This is a genomic window from Pseudovibrio sp. Ad37, assembly GCF_001623075.1.
Classification (GTDB): Bacteria; Pseudomonadota; Alphaproteobacteria; order Rhizobiales; family Stappiaceae; genus Pseudovibrio.
Window position 1 is genome coordinate 1 of the sequence record NZ_LMCF01000164.1, and the last position, 396, is coordinate 396.

Genomic DNA, 396 nt, shown 5'->3' on the forward strand with positions numbered 1-396 from the left:
ATGTTACAATTGTAGAAATGATGCCAATCCTTGGTAAAGACTTGGATATGATTACGCGACTTTCGATGATGGATATTATCGAGAAAAACCACGTCGATGTGCAAACAGAAACCGCATTAACCGAAGTAGCAGCGGATCATTTCAAAGTGAAGCACGACGGAGTAGACGCCGAGATTCCATTTGATTACGGTTTTGTCTGCCTAGGAATGCGACCAGAACGTCCACTTATGGAAGAACTTGCGGCATACGGAAAAGAAAAACAAATTGAAATCGTAAATATTGGCGATAGCGCTGCAACAAGAAAAATCTTGGAAGGCGTTCGCGAAGGAAGAAATATTTTAACTACATTAGAAAAAATTGGCTCTTTGTAATCCGAATTGGCAAGTCTTACCCTTG

At 40.7% G+C, this 396-nt stretch carries 1 protein-coding gene; it reads left to right on the top strand.

Annotation, left to right across the window (positions count from 1 at the left end; all coding sequences use genetic code 11):
* Window positions 1–371, top strand: a 371-nt coding sequence (locus PsAD37_RS19940; protein WP_193778308.1) for an FAD-dependent oxidoreductase, incomplete at its 5' end; no start/stop codon positions are given.
* Window positions 372–396: the final 25 nt, after the last annotated feature.